This is a genomic window from Scandinavium sp. UTDF21-P1B (assembly GCF_040750395.1).
Lineage (GTDB): Bacteria > Pseudomonadota > Gammaproteobacteria > Enterobacterales > Enterobacteriaceae > Scandinavium.
Window position 1 is genome coordinate 220,320 of record NZ_JBFLVD010000008.1, and the last position, 14,405, is coordinate 234,724.

Annotated in this window: 11 protein-coding genes, 5 tRNA genes and 1 other RNA gene; 14 read left to right on the forward strand and 3 right to left on the reverse strand. The window is 52.3% G+C overall.

Going from position 1 to position 14,405, the window contains the following annotated elements; genetic code table 11:
* The first annotated feature begins 22 nt into the window (after positions 1-22).
* From tolA to pnuC, 12 genes are all read left to right on the forward strand, one after another.
* The gene (tolA, locus tag AB1287_RS04975) at positions 23-1,255 is read left to right on the forward strand and encodes a cell envelope integrity protein TolA (protein WP_435617126.1); all 1,233 of its coding nucleotides are present in this window, start codon (positions 23-25) and stop codon (positions 1,253-1,255) included.
* A gap of 131 nt (positions 1,256-1,386) precedes the next feature.
* Positions 1,387-2,679, forward strand: coding sequence for a Tol-Pal system beta propeller repeat protein TolB (tolB, locus tag AB1287_RS04980; protein ID WP_435617177.1), 1,293 nt, complete (start codon positions 1,387-1,389; stop codon positions 2,677-2,679).
* Between the two features lie 34 nt (positions 2,680-2,713).
* Positions 2,714-3,235 carry a peptidoglycan-associated lipoprotein Pal gene (gene pal, locus AB1287_RS04985; RefSeq protein WP_435617127.1) on the forward strand — a complete coding sequence of 174 codons (522 nt, stop codon included), beginning with the start codon at positions 2,714-2,716 and terminating at the stop codon, positions 3,233-3,235.
* Between the two features lie 9 nt (positions 3,236-3,244).
* The gene (gene cpoB / locus AB1287_RS04990; RefSeq protein WP_435617128.1) at positions 3,245-4,039 is read left to right on the forward strand and encodes a cell division protein CpoB; all 795 of its coding nucleotides are present in this window, start codon (positions 3,245-3,247) and stop codon (positions 4,037-4,039) included.
* A gap of 165 nt (positions 4,040-4,204) precedes the next feature.
* Positions 4,205-4,280: transfer RNA gene (locus AB1287_RS04995), tRNA-Lys, on the forward strand.
* 139 nt (positions 4,281-4,419) lie between these two features.
* Positions 4,420-4,495, forward strand: a tRNA-Val gene (locus AB1287_RS05000).
* A 3-nt stretch (positions 4,496-4,498) separates the two neighbouring features.
* Positions 4,499-4,574 (forward strand) — tRNA-Lys (locus AB1287_RS05005).
* A gap of 53 nt (positions 4,575-4,627) precedes the next feature.
* Positions 4,628-4,703, forward strand: a tRNA-Lys gene (locus AB1287_RS05010).
* A 37-nt stretch (positions 4,704-4,740) separates the two neighbouring features.
* Positions 4,741-4,816: transfer RNA gene (locus AB1287_RS05015), tRNA-Lys, on the forward strand.
* A gap of 95 nt (positions 4,817-4,911) precedes the next feature.
* Positions 4,912-5,046: non-coding RNA, RtT sRNA (locus tag AB1287_RS05020), on the forward strand.
* A gap of 181 nt (positions 5,047-5,227) precedes the next feature.
* Complete coding sequence (nadA, locus tag AB1287_RS05025; RefSeq protein WP_435617178.1) at positions 5,228-6,271, forward strand: quinolinate synthase NadA; 1,044 nt, start codon at positions 5,228-5,230, stop codon at positions 6,269-6,271.
* Positions 6,272-6,306: 35 nt separating this feature from the next.
* On the forward strand, positions 6,307-7,026 hold the full coding sequence (gene pnuC / locus AB1287_RS05030) for a nicotinamide riboside transporter PnuC (RefSeq protein ID WP_435617129.1): 720 nt from the start codon (positions 6,307-6,309) through the stop codon (positions 7,024-7,026).
* Here the strand turns inward: pnuC and zitB are convergent.
* The gene (gene zitB, locus AB1287_RS05035) at positions 7,023-7,967 is read right to left on the reverse strand and encodes a CDF family zinc transporter ZitB (RefSeq protein ID WP_435617130.1); all 945 of its coding nucleotides are present in this window, start codon (positions 7,965-7,967) and stop codon (positions 7,023-7,025) included. The two genes, pnuC and zitB, sit on opposite strands and share 4 nt — an antisense overlap.
* A gap of 111 nt (positions 7,968-8,078) precedes the next feature.
* Positions 8,079-8,456 carry a YbgS-like family protein gene (locus tag AB1287_RS05040; RefSeq protein ID WP_435617131.1) on the reverse strand — a complete coding sequence of 126 codons (378 nt, stop codon included), beginning with the start codon at positions 8,454-8,456 and terminating at the stop codon, positions 8,079-8,081.
* 318 nt (positions 8,457-8,774) lie between these two features.
* Between AB1287_RS05040 and aroG the strand changes: the two genes are divergently transcribed.
* Positions 8,775-9,827 carry a 3-deoxy-7-phosphoheptulonate synthase AroG gene (gene aroG / locus AB1287_RS05045; RefSeq protein ID WP_435617132.1) on the forward strand — a complete coding sequence of 351 codons (1,053 nt, stop codon included), beginning with the start codon at positions 8,775-8,777 and terminating at the stop codon, positions 9,825-9,827.
* A gap of 130 nt (positions 9,828-9,957) precedes the next feature.
* Positions 9,958-13,533: a restriction endonuclease gene (locus AB1287_RS05050; protein ID WP_435617133.1), complete on the forward strand. Its 3,576-nt coding sequence runs from the start codon at positions 9,958-9,960 to the stop codon at positions 13,531-13,533.
* Between the two features lie 14 nt (positions 13,534-13,547).
* Here AB1287_RS05050 and gpmA read toward each other — a convergent pair whose 3' ends face one another.
* Positions 13,548-14,300 (reverse strand): 2,3-diphosphoglycerate-dependent phosphoglycerate mutase, encoded by a 753-nt coding sequence (gene gpmA / locus AB1287_RS05055; RefSeq protein ID WP_312627151.1) that lies wholly within the window; start codon positions 14,298-14,300, stop codon positions 13,548-13,550.
* Positions 14,301-14,405: the final 105 nt, after the last annotated feature.

Here is a 14,405-nt window from a genome sequence, read left to right on the forward strand (position 1 = left end):
TAACAGTTTTTGGGAACCGAGAGTGTCAAAGGCAACCGACCAACAAAACGAAAAGCTTAAACGCGCGATTATCATTTCAGTCGTCTTGCATATCATTCTGATTGCACTGCTGATTTGGAGTTCGTTCGATGAGCATATAGATGCTTCGGCAGGCGGGGGCGGTGGCTCATCTATTGATGCGGTGATGGTCGACCCGGGTGCGGTCGTGCAGAACTACAATCGTCAACAGAACCAGCAGGCAAGCGCTCGTCGCGCGGAAGAGCAGCGTGAAAAACAGGCGCAGCAGCAGGCGGAAGAGATGCGAGAAAAGCAGGCCGCCGAACAGGAGCGCCTGAAGCAGCTCGAGCAGGATCGTCTGAAAGCACAGGAAGAAGCCGCTAAGCAGGCTGACGCGCAAAAACAAGCGGAGCAGGCAGCTAAGCAGGCGCAGGAACAGCAGAAGCAGGCGGAAGAAGCCGCCGTGAAAGCGGCGGCGCTGGCGAAGGCCAAAGCAGACGCCCAGGCGAAAGTTGCGGCCGAAGCCGCGAAGAAAGCGGCGGCGGATGCTCAGAAGAAAGCCGAGGCGGAAGCAGCAAAAGCCGCAGCTGACGCTCAGAAGAAAGCTGAGGCCGAAGCGGCGAAAAAAGCTCAGCAAGACGCTGAGAAAAAAGCTGCCGCCGATGCCGCGAAAAAAGCCGCCGCAGCAGAGAAAGCTGCGGCTGCAAAAGCAGCTGAAAAAGCGGCCGCAGATAAAGCCGCTGCCGAGAAAGCTGCCGCCGAAAAGGCTGCTGCAAAGAAAGCCGCAGCTGACAAGGCTGCTGCAGATAAGGCCGCTGCGGCTAAAGCGGCAGCAGCGAAAAAAGCAGCTGAAGCAAAAGAAGCATCGGGCGTTGACGACCTGCTGGGCGATCTCAGCTCAGGTAAGAATGCGCCGAAAACCGGTGGTGGGGCGAAAGGAAACAATGCCGCCGCCGCCGGAAGCGGTAACACTAAGAACAACGGCGCTTCAGGCGCGGATATCAGCAACTATGCCGGACAGATTAAAGCGGCTATTGAAAGTCGCTTTTATGATGCTTCTTCGTACGCAGGTAAAGTGTGTACGCTGCGTGTCAAACTGAATCCTGACGGTACTTTAGCTAGTATCACCTCTGAGGGCGGCGATCCGGCGCTTTGTACTGCGGCACTGGCTGCAGCACGACAGGCTCGGTTCCCTAAACCTCCATCAGAAGCCGTGTATGAAGTGTTCAAAAATGCGCCGCTGGACTTCAAACCTTAAGGCAGATTTCCCCGTACAAGCGGGGAAAAATGTACCAGGCAAGTCTCAGGGTTTTGGTAGTTTTGTGTATTTGAGTTTGTTAACATTCTGCTAAATTATCGTGGGCTTTTCGCCTGGATAAGGGAGATATGATGAAGCAGGCATTAAAAGTAGCATTTGGTTTTCTGATGCTGTTTGCAGCGGCGCTGCACGCAGAAGTACGTATCGAAATCACCCAGGGGGTGGATTCGGCACGCCCAATCGGCGTGGCGCCATTTAAATGGGCCGGTCCGGGTGCGGCACCTGAAGATGTTGGCGGTATCGTTGCGGCTGACCTGCGTAACAGCGGTAAATTTAACCCGCTCGATCGTTCTCGTCTGCCTCAGCAGCCGGGTTCTGCTCAGGAAGTTCAGCCTGCGGCATGGTCTGCGCTCGGTATTGACGCTGTTGTCGTCGGCCAGGTGACGCCAAACGGTGACGGTTCTTACACCGTGGCTTACCAGCTGGTAGACACCGGCGGCGCGCCGGGTACCGTTCTGGCCCAGAACTCCTACAAAGTGAACAAGCAGTGGCTGCGCTATGCGGGCCATACTGCCAGTGACGAAGTATTTGAGAAGCTGACCGGTATCAAAGGCGCTTTTCGCACTCGTATCGCTTACGTAGTACAGACTAACGGCGGCCAGTTCCCGTATGAGCTGCGCGTATCTGACTATGATGGTTACAACCAGTTCGTGGTTCACCGTTCTCCGCAGCCTCTGATGTCTCCGGCGTGGTCTCCGGACGGTTCAAAACTGGCTTACGTTACCTTCGAAAGCGGTCGTTCTGCGCTGGTTATTCAGACGCTGGCAAACGGTGCTATTCGTCAGGTTGCTTCGTTCCCGCAGCACAACGGCGCACCATCATTCTCTCCTGACGGCTCCAAACTGGCCTTCGCTCTGTCGAAAACCGGTAGCCTGCAGCTGTACGTGATGGATCTGGGCTCCGGTCAGATTCAGCAGGTGACGACGGGCCGCAGTAACAACACGGAACCAAGCTGGTTCCCGGACAGCCAGTCTCTGGCCTTTACTTCAGACCAGGCCGGTCGTCCGCAGATTTATAAAGTTGGTATTAACGGCGGTACTCCACAGCGTATTACCTGGGAAGGTGCTCAGAACCAGGACGTGGATGTGAGCTCCGACGGCAAATTTATGGTGATGGTGAGCTCGGCTAACGGCCAGCAGCATATTGCCAAACAAGATCTGGCAGCGGGTGGCGTACAGGTTCTGTCGTCAACGTTCCTGGATGAAACGCCAAGTCTGGCACCGAACGGCACAATGGTTATCTACAGCTCTTCTCAGGGGATGGGATCCGTGCTGAATCTGGTTTCTACAGATGGGCGTTTCAAAGCGCGTCTTCCGGCAACTGATGGACAGGTTAAATCGCCTGCCTGGTCGCCGTATCTGTGATAATAATTAATTGAATATTATAGGAATCAAAGAAATGCAACTGAACAAAGTGCTGAAAGGACTGATGATCGCTCTGCCAGTAATGGCTATCGCGGCGTGTTCTTCCAACAAGAATGCCAGCAACGATCAGAGCGGTGAAGGCATGATGGGTGCTGGCACTGGTATGGATGCTAACGGTAACGGCAACATGTCTTCTGAAGAGCAAGCTCGTCTGCAGCTGCAGCAGCTGCAGCAGAACAACATCGTTTACTTCGATCTCGACAAGTACGATATCCGTTCTGACTTCGCTGCCATGCTGGACGCGCACGCAAACTTCCTGCGTAGCAACCCGTCTTACAAAGTCACCGTAGAAGGTCACGCTGACGAACGTGGTACTCCAGAGTACAACATCGCGCTGGGCGAACGTCGTGCTAACGCGGTTAAAATGTACCTGCAGGGTAAAGGCGTTTCTGCTGACCAGATCTCCATCGTTTCTTACGGTAAAGAGAAACCTGCCGTACTGGGTCACGACGAAGCGGCTTACTCCAAAAACCGTCGTGCCGTACTGGTTTACTAAGAGAATTGCATGAGCAGTAACTTCAGACATCACCTGTTGAGTCTGTCGTTACTGGTTGGCATAGCGGCCCCCTGGGCCGCTAATGCTCAGGCGCCAATCAGTAGTGTCGGCTCAGGCTCGGTCGAAGACCGCGTCACTCAACTCGAGCGTATTTCCAACGCTCACAGTCAACTTTTGACTCAACTCCAGCAACAGCTTCAGGACAACCAGGCCGATATTGATGCCCTGCGTGGTCAGATTCAGGAAAGCCAGTATCAGCTCAATCAGGCGGTTGATCGCCAGAAGCAGATCCAGTCTCAGCTTGATGGCATGAGCAGCGGCGGTAATGCGGCTCAGGCGCAGCCAGCAGCAGGCGATCAGAGCGGGGCGGCTGCAGCTACCGCAGCACCGTCAGCGGGCGCGGCAGCGTCAGGCTCGCCTGTGCAGAGCGGGGATGCCAACACGGATTACAATGCGGCTATCGCCCTGGTGAAAGATGCTTCTCGCCAGGATGACGCCATTGCCGCATTTCAGGCTTTCGTCAAAAAATACCCGGATTCAACCTACCAGCCGAATGCCAACTACTGGCTCGGACAGCTGAATTACAACAAGGGTAAAAAGGATGATGCGGCGTTTTATTTTGCCTCCGTGGTGAAAAATTACCCAAAATCACCGAAAGCCTCCGACGCGATGTTTAAAGTCGGTGTGATCATGCAGGACAAAGGTGATACTGCGAAAGCCAAAGCGGTTTATCAGCAGGTGGTCGCTAAATATCCAGGCACTGAAGGAGCCAAACAGGCACAAAAACGCCTGAATGGACTCTGATGCTTATGGCATGACCTGAAATTGAACTCTTTCTGGTCATGCCGCATGAATCATAAGCACTTAGCGCATTTTATTCGAAAAATTTGTTGCGCTGAAATCTGAAACCAGTAATATATGCCGCCGTTGCCAAGGGATATCAAACATCCTGAAAGCCGCGAAAACAGTGGGTCGTTAGCTCAGTTGGTAGAGCAGTTGACTTTTAATCAATTGGTCGCAGGTTCGAATCCTGCACGACCCACCACTACTAAAGTAGATTGTGGTAGTAAAGCGTGAAGGATAACGTTGCTTCAGCAACGGCGCCGTAGGGCGAGGCTTCGGCCGAGTCATCCTGCACGACCCACCACTAACTTAAGTTAGTAAGAAGTATCCAGCGTAGTATCGGGTGATTAGCTCAGCTGGGAGAGCACCTCCCTTACAAGGAGGGGGTCGGCGGTTCGATCCCGTCATCACCCACCACTCGGGTCGTTAGCTCAGTTGGTAGAGCAGTTGACTTTTAATCAATTGGTCGCAGGTTCGAATCCTGCACGACCCACCAATATTTTGGTGAAATCGAGTGTTCAGCAGTACCTCTTCGAAGCAACACCCAATGGGTCGTTAGCTCAGTTGGTAGAGCAGTTGACTTTTAATCAATTGGTCGCAGGTTCGAATCCTGCACGACCCACCATCTTAATTGGTGGCGTCTTCGAAGAAAATCCCGAAAGGGGTCGTTAGCTCAGTTGGTAGAGCAGTTGACTTTTAATCAATTGGTCGCAGGTTCGAATCCTGCACGACCCACCAATGTGGAAAGGCGCCCTAAAGGCGCCTTTTTGCTGTTTCCGATTCGTGCCGGATGAGACAAAATTGTCTGGAACAATTTTGAACAACGTAACGCGTTGTCCCGAAGGGTGAGTCTCAGGATGAGACGAATAGCCTGCTGCAGGTTCGAGTCGAACGACGTGAGACAACGGAGCCGCTTGTGGCGACGGCCCGAAGGGCGAGCGAAGCGAGTAATCCTGCACGACCCACCAAATTCAGAAAAAAGCGCCTTTTGGCGCTTTTTTGTTTTTCTGCGCTTCCCCAAAATTATCTCACGACTTTCTGATTGAATTTCGCTATCTTGTTTAGCATATAAAACACCATCAGTGGAAATAGCCCGATTGTGCACATTCCTACGGTGGTTTGGTTAAGCCAGTAAAACGAGAAGCCATGATGAGCGTAATGTTTGATCCTGAAAGCGCAATTTATCCGTTCCCGCCAAAACCCGCCCTGCTTAGCGCCGATGAAAAGCAGTTTTACCGTGAAAAGATAAAGCGGCTGCTGAAAGAAAAAGAGGCGGTGATGGTGGCGCACTACTACACCGACCCGGAAATCCAGCAGTTAGCGGAAGAGACAGGCGGCTGTATTTCCGACTCTCTGGAAATGGCACGTTTCGGGGCTCGTCATCCGGCGAAAACATTGCTGGTTGCGGGCGTGCGTTTTATGGGCGAAACCGCAAAAATACTCAGCCCGGAAAAAACCATTCTGATGCCGACGCTGAATGCGGAATGCTCGCTCGATTTAGGCTGCCCGATTGATGCTTTTAATGCCTTCTGTGACGCTCACCCGGATCGTACCGTCGTGGTGTACGCTAATACCTCTGCTGCCGTAAAAGCGCGCGCTGACTGGGTTGTCACTTCCAGTATCGCTGTCGAACTGATCGAGCATCTCGACAGCCTTGGCGAAAAAATTATCTGGGCTCCGGATCGTCATCTGGGGCGCTACGTGCAGAAGCAAACGGGCGCAGATGTGCTGTGCTGGCAGGGCGCCTGCATCGTACATGATGAGTTCAGGACGCAGGCGCTGGCACGCATGAAAGCGCTGTACCCGCAGGCGGCGATTCTGGTACATCCGGAATCACCGCAGTCGATTGTTGATATGGCGGATGCCGTAGGCTCAACCAGCCAGCTTATTGCCGCAGCGAAGACGCTCCCGAACCAGCAGCTTATCGTAGCCACCGATCGCGGTATTTTCTACAAGATGCAGCAGGCCGTGCCGGAGAAAGAGTTACTGGAGGCCCCAACGGCTGGAGAAGGGGCGACCTGTCGCAGCTGTGCCCATTGCCCGTGGATGGCGATGAACGGCCTGAAAGCCATTGCCGAAGGGCTGGAGCAGGGCGGGGCGGCGCATGAGATCCACGTTGATGCCGCATTGCGGGAAGGCGCGCTCTTGCCACTCAACCGCATGCTGGATTTTGCGGCTACACTACGTTCTTAACGCTGTCGTTACTTTGCTCAACGGAAGGAGAACAAATGGATTTTTTCAGCACACAAAATATTCTGGTGCATATCCCGATTGGCGCGGGCGGCTATGATCTGTCCTGGATTGAAGCCGTGGGGACGGTTGCAGGGTTGCTCTGTATCTGGCTGGCGAGCCTTGAGAAAATCAGCAACTACGCTTTCGGTCTGCTGAACGTCACGCTGTTTGCCATCATCTTCTTCCAGATCCAGCTGTACGCCAGCCTGCTGCTGCAGCTATTTTTCTTCGCGGCGAATATTTACGGCTGGTACGCCTGGTCGCGGCAAACCAGCCAGCATCAGGCCGAACTGCAAATTCGCTGGCTGCCGCTGCCTAAAGCGCTGGCCTGGCTTGCGGCATGCGTGGTGGCGGTTGGTCTGATGACGGTCTTTATCAATCCGGTATTCGCTTTCCTGACCCGCGTGGCGGTCAGCATCATGCAGTCCGTCGGGCTCAACGTGATCGTGCCGGAGCTTCAGCCGGATGCCTTCCCCTTCTGGGATTCCTGCATGATGGTGTTGTCGATCGCGGCGATGATCCTGATGACGCGTAAATACGTTGAAAACTGGCTGCTGTGGGTCATCATCAACGTGATAAGCGTAGTGATTTTCGCGCTTCAGGGCGTGTATGCGATGTCGCTGGAGTATCTGCTGCTGACGTTTATTGCTTTGAACGGCAGCCGGATGTGGATGAACAGCGCCCGTGAGAGAGGTTCACGCGCGCTGTCGTCTTAGTGGTGATGATGGTGGGCGTGTCCGGACTGCGCCTCATTCAGGTGGCATTCCGGCCCGCTGCAGGGCTGGTATTCCATCTGGATGGTGGCATGTGCTATCCGATAGTGGTGTTCAAGATAGTGCTGAATGCGTTCCAGCAGGGCGTCATGATCGTGGGGGGGAATAACGTGAACATGCAGCGTCATCACCGGTTTTTCCCCTACCAGCCAGATATGAACATGGTGCACATCCCGGACTTCCGGGATTTCGCGGCGTAAACCCCGCTTCAGTGCGGCAACATCCAGCGAGCCGGGCGCACCTTCCAGCAGCTCATTCACGCTTTCTTTCAACAACTGCCAGGCGCTGCGTAACACCAGGCACGATACCAGCACGGACAATATTGGATCAATTGGCGTCCAGCCTGTCGTCAGAATCACAATTGCTGCAACAATTGCACCTACTGAGCCTAACAAATCCCCAAGCACGTGTAGCGCCGCGGCGCGCACGTTCAGGTTTTTCTCTTCACTGCCCCGATGCAGGATCCAGAAGGAGAGAATATTGGCGAGCAGTCCAGCGATGGCAATCACCATCATTGTCGCGCCGGCAATCGGCTGCGGGTGACGGAAACGAACAAACGCCTCCCAGACGATTAGCACCGTAATCAGCACCAGCGCAATGGCGTTCACGAAAGCCGCAAGCGTTGTCAGACGCAGCCAGCCAAACGTGTGTCGGGCACTGGGAGGGCGGCGTGCGAAATGAACTGCCAGCAGTGCGAAAAGTAACGCGGCGGCGTCGGTAAGCATATGTCCGGCATCGGCAAGGAGCGCCAGCGATCCGGAAATAAGACCACCCACCACCTCCAGCAGCATAAAGCCTGCCGTGATGATAAACGCCAGCAGCAGGCGACGACCATTGCCGTCATCCTTCGTCTGGCCTGAAGAGTCTAAGTGCGAATGTGCCATATGCAGGTCCCGCTTTTTAGTTAATGCATGACATCATTGCAGATCTTTATCTGTTGCGCACAAAAATAAAGGAGAGCCATGCTCTCCTTTATTATGAAGGGCTAAACGGGTTTACTGGGTTGTACCATCGGTTTTGGTGTCGACATCGTCGTTCATGCCGCTGCCGGTCTGAACTTTCTTATTCATGTCCGGGCATTTGCCGTCTTTGCACATCGTATTTTTGTGAATGTCATCCTTGCTCATGTGTTGGGCATCGCTTGCCGACCCGTTTGGATGCAGCATCGTGCCGTTTGAATCAGTATTCACATTGCTGTTGTCGACTCCGTTAGGAGCCATGTTCTGATGGGCATCGGGCGCTACCTGTCCTGCATCGGCGGAAGAATTCGCCTGTCCATTATTTTCTGAGGCATTGTCGGCGGCCAGCGCCGCGCCGCTCATCATCGAAAGCATGGCAGTCAGTACGAGTGTAGCCAGTGTCTTGTTTTTCATGAGGATGCTCCTGTTCTGGTCGTTACGTCGGATAACTTCTTCCAACAGTGCATGGCCGTATGCGCGTGGCGCATGATGGTGAAAGATTCCATTATGCTGATTTATGTCAGCCGGGAATCTTGTTAAACATCTTTTTTTTGGTATTTACATTTAAAAAGTGTAGCGACATTCTCACTTCTCGCTACATTCTGGCGTTTTTTTGGGGAATTCCAGGAATTGTCCGGCGCAAGTGTAAAACCCTGTTTACACTTCCTGGCTGACGAGATAGATTGGAAGGATTGCACTCAATCATATAAGTATGGCAACGCTGGAAAGATCATGAATTATCAGAACGACGATTTACGCATCAAAGAGATCAACGAGTTATTACCTCCTGTCGCGCTCCTTGAAAAATTCCCCGCCACTGAAAATGCCGCAAATACGGTTTCTCATGCCCGCAAAGCGATCCATCAGATCCTCAAAGGTCATGACGATCGCCTGCTGGTGGTGATTGGTCCTTGCTCAATTCACGATCCGCTCGCGGCGAAAGAGTATGCGAGCCGTCTGTTGACGCTCCGTGAAGCGCTGCAGGGTGAGCTGGAAATCGTTATGCGCGTCTATTTTGAAAAACCGCGGACCACGGTGGGCTGGAAAGGGCTGATCAACGATCCACACATGGATAACAGCTTCCAGATTAACGACGGCCTGCGTATCGCACGTAAGCTGCTGCTGGAAATCAACGACAGCGGCTTGCCGGCTGCGGGCGAATTCCTCGACATGATCACCCCGCAGTACATGGCGGATCTGATGAGCTGGGGCGCGATTGGTGCACGTACCACTGAATCTCAGGTTCACCGTGAGCTGGCCTCGGGCCTTTCCTGCCCGGTAGGTTTCAAAAATGGGACCGACGGCACGATCAAAGTGGCTATTGACGCCATCAACGCCGCAGGCGCGCCTCACTGCTTCCTGTCCGTCACCAAATGGGGACATTCCGCTATCGTTAACACCAGCGGCAATGGTGACTGCCATATCATCCTGCGCGGCGGCAAAGAGCCGAATTACAGTGCGCATCACGTGGCGATGGTGAAAGAAGGGCTGCATAAAGCGGGCCTGCCATCTCAGGTGATGATCGACTTCAGCCATGCCAACTCCAGCAAGCAGTTCAAAAAGCAGATGGACGTTGCAACCGATGTTTGTGGCCAGATTGCCAACGGCGAAAAAGCGATTGTCGGCGTGATGATTGAGAGCCACCTGGTGGAAGGTAACCAGAATCTGGAAAGCGGTGAACCGCTGACCTACGGCAAGAGCATTACCGATGCCTGCATCGGCTGGGACGACACCGAAGCCGTTCTGCGCCAGCTGGCGAATGCGGTTAAGGCGCGTCGCGGGTAATTTTTCATAATTTACTGAAACCGGCCCCGTGCCGGTTTTTTTGTATCTGTGGGCGGGGTGCGTTTATTCATTAAGGATACAGGCGTAGAATCAATAAGTTAATTTAACCCTCATGCTGAACGTGATGCCCATGCTTAAACCTAATTTATATAAAGGCCAGCCGCTCCCTCTGTCCCAATTGACTCCTGACGAGTTCGAGGATTTTGTTTACGTCGCCATGGGAGAGTTGGGCAGTAAAAAAGGTTTTACTCTTGAGGCGGGAAGACAAAAATCGACTGACGGTGGTTTTGATTGCACGGCAAGAAATACTAAAACGCAGGGGGTTATTTGCATTCAGTGCAAACGCTATGCGACGGCGCTCGGCACGGACACGCTGGCCGATGAAGTGGTCAAAATTGCGCTAAACGGTGTTTTACAAGGAGATACTCCTGAGCAGCATCTTATCGTCACGACGGGCGAGGTCGCAAAAACGACCAGAGTGCTGCTGCGACAGACCGATTTTATCGGCCTGAAGAAAAAATGTCAGGAGGTGCTCGGCAAAGCGTATGCGGCGCAGCGAAAAGGTCTGGAAGCACTGAATTTAGATCCGGTAAATGTGGTCCATCACTATATCGACACGGCAAAAATCATCGTCTGGTCCGCGCTTGATTTTGACAATGAGTTGACGCTGGTCTGGCCATCAATTACCCCAGTGCTGGATAAGTATTTTTCTGTTGATGTGGTAGTACGTGAATACCCACGTGCCAATTTTGATATCCACCGCTATCGTGCCGGTATTAGAAATACGCCATGTCGTTATACCGAGTTATTGTTAAGTCAAAGCCAGGCACCGGAGAATATTCTGGTGGAGAACTCCGCTTATCGCGATGACGCAAGCCTGAAGTTTTCTTACTCAGACTTTATTAACCCATCCTCAAATGCCTTTGCCGCACCGGGTAAGACGCTGATAGTTTGCCCCGGCGGAGGCGGTAAAACGGCGTTACAGCATTATATTCGCTTCCATTTGATCGAAGAGGGAAGTGACGTTGTGCCGGTACTTATCCCACTGAATACCTACAGTCGTGGTGGGTTGAATAAGATGATCGAGTCCAGCCTGGGCATTAGCTGGGGAAGCTGGCAGTCGCTGCCTTCGCGTTTCATCTTTTTATTTGATGGACTGGATGAATTACAGGAGTCGGAAGTTAACGCCTTCATCAATGAATTACAGGCTATTTCTGTGGATTACCCCTGCCTGATAACGGTAAGAGATACCGGGCTGCGGATACCCGTCTATATTGACGGCATCAGCGCTATCTTGCGTATTGAACCCTTAACCTATCGACAGATAGTCAATATTGCTCGCTTGAACCTCCCGGTAAAGATGCAAAGCACATTTAATGATGAACTCAGAACCCTCATCCAGCTGCCTCAGGCCGCTTTCTTACGTTCCCCTTTTGGGTTAACCAAAGCGCTCGAATTCTTTCAAAAACATTCCGCTTTGCCCAAGGCATTCGCGGGGATGTTAAGCACCATTGTCGGGGATAAAATTACCCGGAGCCGGAGCAGAGTGACATCTGCCGATACTCTCCTGAATAAGTTGGATGATTTCACCATTGTGCGGGCGATGTCAGCGATCGTCTACGAGATACGGGTTGGGTTTGGCGCTTACGCGCTTGCGCAGGATAAACTGAATGAACTTGCGCAAAGGGTTAATCAAGCGCTAAGTGGTGAGAAGCTTCTCTTTTCATTTCAATCCATTGGTGTATTTAGCGACTTTATCACTAAGTTTGAACTGCTTAAAAAAGAAAAAGAGAGCTTTATCTTCACTGAGCACAACATTTTGCTGGATTATCTCCTGGCGATGGGGCTAACGAAAAGCTGGCGTGAAGTGGACAGCCATACCTTCAAAAGCATAGGTCGGGATGCGTGTTTTTTTGTGGGTGAGCAACTTTCCCCCGCTGACGTTCCGGAATTTCTGAACACCATACTGAAACAGGACGCAATCTGTGGTGCGGAGATTGCGAAAGCCCGTGGCGGGGACGGGATTGCAACGGCGGAAGACTGGTTGCTCGAACAAGAGCAAAGCGTGGAGATTCTGACGCGGAGCGCGGCAATTGTGGCTCTGGGCGTGTTGGGCACAGGCAGGGCTTACGCGCGCCTGCGGTCGAGTGAAGGGTTGTGCGATCACCATCATGGCGGACAGCGGCTGGCGGCACTGGCGTGCTCCGGTGATGTCGCTTTGCTTCAGCATTCATACAACGACTCTTCCGCCATGTTGCAGGCGGTGACAAAAATATCTGGAGGCGAATATCAGAATTGGTGGCGTGGACCAGCTGCCGTTATTACTGATATTGCCAGGGAGAGGCTGGCAACGTGGAAAAAGGACGCACAAGTATTTACCTGCCTTGCATCGGACACCTTAGGGATTTATGGCGATGAATCCGACATACCTATACTCGAAGAGGTTGTCGCCGCAACGGAGTCTCTGAAAGATATGAGCTCCGCGCTGTATGCAATCCAAAAAATCGACCCCGTCAGGTTGAAGGGGGCGTTATATCAGGCGCTGAAACAGCAGAAAAAATATCAGTTCTATATCAAAAAGGCCCTGTTTGAAATGGGGGAAGAGGTTGATTTTGAAGACGAGCTAAATGACCTCATTGGCTTAGTGAATGATGACAGAGTCTTTGACCGTTTAAATTATAGCTATCTCGAAAGCACGGTAAACCTTTTGAAACTGTGGCCGGGCATGCTCGTTCATGAGCAGCGTCTGCTCGATGCATGGGAACAGGGCAAGCAGCCTGCTGATTTTATAATCTATAGCTATCTGTGGAGCATTGCCAGCGCCCATCAATTTGCCTTATTCGCTGAAGCAGCCCTTGATATTGTTAAACATGACGACATGGATGCGATGATGTATGCCCTTTCTTTTTTCCGGTCATCACCGCTCGACAAGCTTAATCTCTATTTTGCTGAATTCGCGGCCTGCTATGAACGAAATATTGTTCCGGGACATAATTTATCTGGCGTTGAGGCCGAACTAATTCGTCTGATTGAGAAATGTGACGATCGCGAATTGATGTTCGAGTGGCTCAACCGTTTCCTTGCGACGTCTTTTCCAGCTGAAAATCAAACTAAGTTGAGTGAAGACATTTTTAGCTATGCTATGTCATTAGGCATGATGATTGAGATGATTTCTCGTTATGCGAGCTCTCTGGATGAAGGGATTATCAATAAAATAATCTTGCTGAATTGCCAAACATTTACCGAAATCGACACTCATCAACGCAAGATGGTGGATGCGCTTTCAGATGACCGGGCAACGGCACTGCTGGAGCGGGCTATTGCCAGTCAGTCAGAGCAAATCATCAATAATTTTCTGGCGAAATTGCTGGACGCAAAAGCGCATTTGTTGACCAAAGATTTAACCATAGGTCTTATCCCCTCGCTGATCAGCCATCAAACATGGCATGACACCCTGTTATCGCTGCTGGCGTTGAAATGGGATGACGACGTGGCCGAGGCATTTCTTCATAACATTGTCACTGCACACTGGCATCCAACAGTGGCGCAACTCTTTGAAAGCAGAGCCGGAGAATACGCTCAACTGCTGCGTCCTGACCAACTGAATAATTATCTTGATGCAGGGGATAAGATTGCCAATCCGTGTATACAGCGGGTTTTCAGGCTGTGGATTGAACTCGCCAGAAATGAAAGGCCCTCTCCGTAGAGAGGGCGGTTTTCTTACTTCGCTTTACCCTGGTTCGCGACCGCAGCGGCTTTCGCGGCGATCTCATCCGCGTTGCCCAGATAGTAGTGCTTGATTGGCTTGAAGTTTTCGTCGAACTCATACACCAGCGGCACGCCGGTCGGGATGTTCAGCTCAAGAATCTCATCTTCACCCATGTTGTCCAGGAATTTGACCAGGGCACGCAGGGAGTTACCGTGCGCGGCGATAATCACGCGCTCGCCGCTTTTAATGCGCGGCAGAATGGTTTCGTTCCAGTATGGCACTACGCGATCGATGGTCAGCGCCAGGCTTTCGGTGACCGGCAGCTCTTTATCGGTCAGCTTCGCGTAGCGCGGATCGTGGCCCGGGTAACGTTCATCGTCTTTAGTCAGCTCAGGTGGCGTCACGGCAAAACCACGACGCCACTGCTTAACCTGCTCGTCGCCGTACTTTTCAGCAGTTTCTGCTTTGTTGAGACCCTGCAGCGCACCGTAGTGGCGCTCGTTCAGCTTCCAGGACTTCTCAACCGGCAGCCAGGCCTGATCCAGTTCATCCAGCACGTTCCACAAGGTGTGAATGGCGCGTTTCAGCACAGAGGTATAAGCAAAATCAAAGCTGAAGCCTTCATCCTTCAGCAGTTTCCCTGCCGCTTTCGCTTCGCCAACGCCTTTTTCAGACAGATCAACATCATACCAACCGGTGAAGCGGTTTTCATTATTCCACTGGCTCTCGCCGTGGCGAACAAGCACAAGCTTAGTAACAGCCATACTGTGACTCCTGAACTAGATTGAATGATAACAATTCTCATTATATTGCCGCCTCGTTACGGTCGGCAACGCTTATCCTTAACCATAGCGAAAATAGCGGCGCAG